At 63.9% G+C, this 5,381-nt stretch carries 1 protein-coding gene and 1 pseudogene; both read left to right on the top strand.

The features are described 5' to 3' along the window. Nucleotides 1-1,519: 1,519 nt before the first annotated feature. Nucleotides 1,520-2,546, top strand: a pseudogene (locus QOD90_RS16460) (alpha/beta fold hydrolase); the annotation flags it as partial. Nucleotides 2,547-2,700: 154 nt separating this feature from the next. After that, nucleotides 2,701-5,381: protein kinase domain-containing protein (locus QOD90_RS16455; protein ID WP_526351549.1), on the top strand; the 2,681-nt coding region annotated here is incomplete at its 3' end.

Genomic DNA, 5,381 nt, shown 5'->3' with positions numbered 1-5,381 from the left:
CGCGGCCTAACTTCGGCTTGAGAAGTGTTCGATGCCGTGCCTTTTAGAGGGTTTCGCGGCGTGCAGCGGCGAGCCTGCCCGATATATTGCCACCGGAAACTGCTGCTCTGATATTCGTGCAATTTCGCTAGCTGTCTCAGGCCTATCGATCAAAGCGAACATTGGATGCGTTGCCCAGCCGTGGCTGGCGATAGCGCACCATGACCGAAACATTCTGCGTCCCGATTCAAACAAGTCACTAGGGGCGAGGGACGCCGAACCGAGGACGTAAATGGCGGCGTCTTCGGAGCCAAAGAGATTCATTTCAGAAGCGAACAGTATCCGACCGGCTGGTCTCGATACTCGCCCTATTCGTATGGTGGCCATCAGAGCCAGCCATTTGATCCATGTGAGGCGCAAACTCTGCCGGGTGAGCCCGTCGGGAGCGGTGGAGTTGGACCTCAGCCACTCAGATAAGTCATTGAGAAACTCGGGATCGTTGAATGAAGCAACGTATGCGGAGATGATGAGGGGTCGAATCTGTTGCCCGCCGAGCTGCTTGTTTCCGAGGGCCAGCAGGTCGTCTGTCAGGCGTGTGGGGGCGGGCCCCTTTCTATAGGGGCCACGATTGGTGTGCCGATGTGCAAGCGAGTGGGCGAGTGGATCGACAAGCGGCGAGCTCGTCGAGGGTGAGAAATGGATGGTCCCGCTAATGATCGAATCGCGTTCTTGGGTAAACTCTGGCGAGAACTGCACGTCGACCGATTGGAGTTGACTTGCAAGTATGAGGCTTTCGACGAAACAGCCGTGGGCGAGATACACATCTCGATCATTGGGGTCGTTCGGAAGTCGATCGTCCCGCGTGTGAACCAACTGAATGGAGTTCGCGTCAAGAACCCGAAGCTGCCATGGTTGAGTGTTGTGCGCTGAGGGGGAACGTATCGCGGATTCAACGAGAGCTCGGATGGTTGGATCGAGTGCTCGTGTCGCGGCGGCGACACGGTCCATGCTTCTGGTACTGGACATCGGGGTCAGACGGGCACGGTTAATGATGTCATCTCCTTTGGCCTGCGAGTAGCCCCGGGCGGGCGTTCTGGCGGCTGAGGTAAGAGTCGAACGGGTGCCTTGGCGGATTCTTGGGACGGACCCGGCGAACCCTGGCGGCCCTGGCCCCGGCCGGTCGCGGTGGCGACACGGTCGATGGTTCTGGTGCTGGACATCGGGTCACACCTGCACGGCCAATGATGTGATCTCCTGCGGCTTGCGGTGACCGAACCCCCGGGTTTGGTGCACCTATCCAGATATTGCGAATTCGACGGATGACTCCCGCGGTTCATCTTCGACGGTTGCCTGGGCGCGATAGGGCCATATGTTTCGTCGCCGAGCGAGTATCGGCCCTGGTCACGGTGCATGACCCGCCATTTGATTCGCCGCGGCGCCGTTCCAAGGATTTCCCAAGCACTCCCAGAGAACCTTCTCTCCAACGCGCGCACCGCCTCGGCGGTCCGAGCAAGGCACGCCGAACGCAAGGGAGAAGACGATGGGGAACGATTCAAGGCCCAACTTGCGGCCAGTACACGAAGTCGCGCCTCCGTCGCTTCAGTACCGCACCATCCACGGCTACCGACGCGCCTTCCGTGTCTCCGGGTCTGGACCAGCCATCTTGCTGATCCACGGCGTCGGCGACAACTCCACGACATGGGAGGCCGTGCAAACCAGACTCGCGCAACGGTTTACGGTCATCGCACCTGACCTGCTGGGCCACGGCGAGTCCGACAAGCCACGCGCCGACTACTCGGTGGCGGCCTTCGCGAACGGCATGCGCGACCTGCTCGCCGTGCTCGATATCGACCGTGTCACCGTCGTGGGCCATTCGCTTGGTGGCGGCGTCGCAATGCAATTCGCCTATCAATACCCGCAATTGGTCGAACGCATCGTGCTGGTTGCCGCCGGCGGTGTCACGACGGACGTGAGCTTCGCGCTGCGGTTGGCAGCGCTGCCGATGGTCAGCGAGGCGCTGGCGATGCTGCGCGTGCCAGGAGTGGTACCCGCCTTGCAACTGTTCGGCCGCGCCGCAGAAACGGTGCTGGGTTCAACCAAGTTCGGGCGCGACCTGCCAGGCTTCGTGCGCGTGGTCACCAGGCTGCAGAACCCTGCCGCCTTGTCGGCATTCTCGCGCACGCTGCGGGCGGTGGTGGACGGGCGCGGCCAGCTGGTCACCGGACTGGACCGAAGTTATCTGATGCAATCCGTGCCGGTGCAATTGATTTGGGGCGAGGACGACTCAGTGATCCCGGTGAGTCATGCTCGGACGGCACACGCGGCGCTCCCTGATTCGCATCTGGAGATCTTCAAGAACTCCGGGCACACGCCGTTTCACGATCACCCCGACCGCTTCATCGAAGTCGTGGAGCGGTTCATCGACTCGACCGAACCGGCCGAATATAGCGAAGACCTCTTGCGGTCACTGCTGAAGACCGGAATCCGCCAGAACGCCGACTCCGAGCCGGTCGAGACCGCGTCGCGCAGTGCTTGACCCGAAGGGCCGCCATGACGGGGCCCGGACGGCGGTGCGTACTCACTGGCTGCACATCCAGACCGCAACCCCGGGGAAACCCCTCACGACCAACAAAACCCACCAAATCCAACGTTGGTGAGTTAGTCATCGATACTGTTGAACATCGCGACGCATGAGCCTCACACCGGAGGTCAAGCGGCAGAATGGCCGGAGAACGCATGGAAAGCACACCGACCACAGAACCGGGCGGGATCACCGCGGAGCTGGCCGCGGCCGGATTCGCGGACGCCCGCGAGGTCGGCCGAGGCGGTTCTGGCGTGGTCTATCGCTGCAATCAGACTTCTCTGGGGCGAAGCGTCGCGGTCAAGGTCATGGCGTCGGATATCGACCCTGAGAACCGGGAACGATTCTTGCGTGAGGGTTACGCGATGGGCGCCCTTTCGGGCCACCCGAACATCGTGCACATCCTGCAGGTCGGAGTAACCGCGAGCAACCGGCCATACATCGTCATGCCGTACTTTTCCGCGGACTCCCTGGCGCTGCGACTGCGCCGGATCGGGCCGCTCCAGTGGCCCGAGGCCTTGCGGATCGGTGTGAAGCTTTGCGCGGCGCTGGAAACCGCGCACCGGACGGGCACTTTGCACCGAGACATCAAGCCCGCGAACGTGCTCGTGAACGATTACGGCGAACCGCAACTGAGCGATTTCGGGATCGCGCACATCACCGGTGGATACGAAACGGTGACCGGGGTCTTCACCGGGACCATCGCCTTCACCGCGCCCGAGGTCCTCGGCGGAAAACCGCCGACGGTCGCGGCCGACGTTTACTCGCTTGGCGCCTCCATTTACGCGCTCGTCGCCGGTACCTCTGCGTATGAGCGCCAGCCCGGCGAGGATCTCATGGCGCATTACTTGCGGATCAGTTCGGCACCTGTCCCAGATATGCGTCCAAAGGGAATCCCTGCCGATGTGTGCGCGGCGATTGAGAAGGCGATGTCCCTCGATCCGGCGAAACGGCCGGCGTCGGCGGCGGAGTTGGGCCGCGAACTGCAGGCAGCGCAGCGGCGCAACGGGTTGATGCCGGACTCGATGGCGCTTAGTCAGGTCTCCGGTGAGACGGGGCCCCTTGCAGGTCCAGCGACTCAGACGACCGGGCCTCCTGGCCACACTGATATGTCCGGAGCGGCTTCCAGTTCGGCCGTTGAACGAGTCCGGGAAACCCACACGCCGGTTCCGAATCCGTCGGGCGCACCTGGGCCGACTCGGCAGACCGCGGGACTGACAAGCACCACATCCGAGATTGGCCCTCCGAGTGATCCGGGCGCGCAACATGTCCCGGCACCCGGGTGGGGGCGACCCGGGCCGCCGACGCCGGCGTGGTCCTCGCCGCCGGAAAAGAAGCGGAACCGCACACTGGTGCTGGTGGTGGCAGCGGCAGTCGTCGTAGCACTGGTGTTGGGGGCCAGCACTGTGTACTTCCTGGTTAACCGAGACAGCAGCCCCCCTAGGGGTAACGCGACTCAACCGAGCATTGAGCTGCAAGCTGGCTGGCAGCCGATTACGAACGCGCGCGTCGCACGCACGGCGGTCGCGACCACCCAGTCCGACGGCACGGTCTGGATCTTCGGCGGGCTTGGCGGAGATGGCGCTGTCAGCGGGCGGCACGAAGGCTACGACCCTGCCATCGACAACTGGAAGGGCGGCGACGACCTGCCGGTTCCGGTGCAGCATGCAATGTCGGTGACCTGGCAGGGGAACCCGGTTGTGCTTGGTGGCTGGCGGACCGCGGGAGCCAACAAGGTTGCAACCGACCAGGTTTGGCGGGTGGTCAACGGTCGATGGGTGGAGCTGCCGCGCATGTTGCAGCCCAGGGCGGCAGCGGCGGCAGCGGTAGTCGGGGACCGCATCATCGTTACCGGCGGTGTCAACGCGAACGGCGCGCTGCTGAACACCACCGAGATCTTCGACGGCAATTCCTGGACGCTCGGCGCCCCGATACCGACGTCGCGGCAGATGCTGGCCGCGGCGTCGGACGCCAACCTGGTGTACGCGGTGGGCGGAACCAACGGAAAGTCCGACCTGACGACCGTCGAGGCGTACAACCCCGCCGAGAACACCTGGACGCCTTTGCCAGACCTTGCGGAGGCGCGCAGTGACCTCGGTGTGGCAGTCGACGACGGCCGTCTGCTGGCGGTCGGGGGCCTGTCAGCGGGGCGAGTCCTCAACAGCGTGGCAGCGCTCGACCTGGCCACGAAAATCTGGACCGGATTACCGGACATGGGCACCGCGCGGCACGGAATGGCGGTCGCCGCGGTGGGGAAATCTGTGTATGCGGTCGGCGGTTCGACTGGCGTCGGCGATGATCAGGTGACCTCGTCGGCGGAAGCCATGAAGTTGACACCGCGCAAGGTCCAGCCGACGTCGCAGTGGCGGTCCCTGCCGGACGCGCAAACCGCCAGGTTGATGACGGCGTGGACAGTGCTCGACGGCAAGATCTGGATCATCGGGGGTCTGCAAGCAGGAAATACGTTAAAGACCGTCGAGAGCTTTGACCCGCAGACCGGAGCATGGCAATCGCAGCCATCGCTGCCCATCCCACTGCACCATGCGACGGCGGCAACCTACCGCGGTCAGGTGGTGGTGATCGGGGGTGCGAGCGACAATCTCGCGAATGCGTCGAACAAGGTGTTCGCGTTGCGGGGAGACAGCTGGGCGGAACTACCGAGCCTCGGGCACGCTCGAGCTGGCGCGGCGGCGGCGGCGGTTGGTGACACGCTCGTGGTCGTCGGCGGGCAGAACGCCAAGCAGATCGTCCCGCAGACCGAGGTATTCGACGGGGAGTCGTGGACGCAGGCAGCTGACCTCCCAACCCCGCGCGAACACCT

This window comes from Mycobacterium sp., assembly GCF_032161845.1.
In the GTDB taxonomy this organism is placed as follows: domain Bacteria; phylum Actinomycetota; class Actinomycetes; order Mycobacteriales; family Mycobacteriaceae; genus Mycobacterium.
This window is presented reverse-complemented; position numbering and strand designations above follow the sequence as displayed.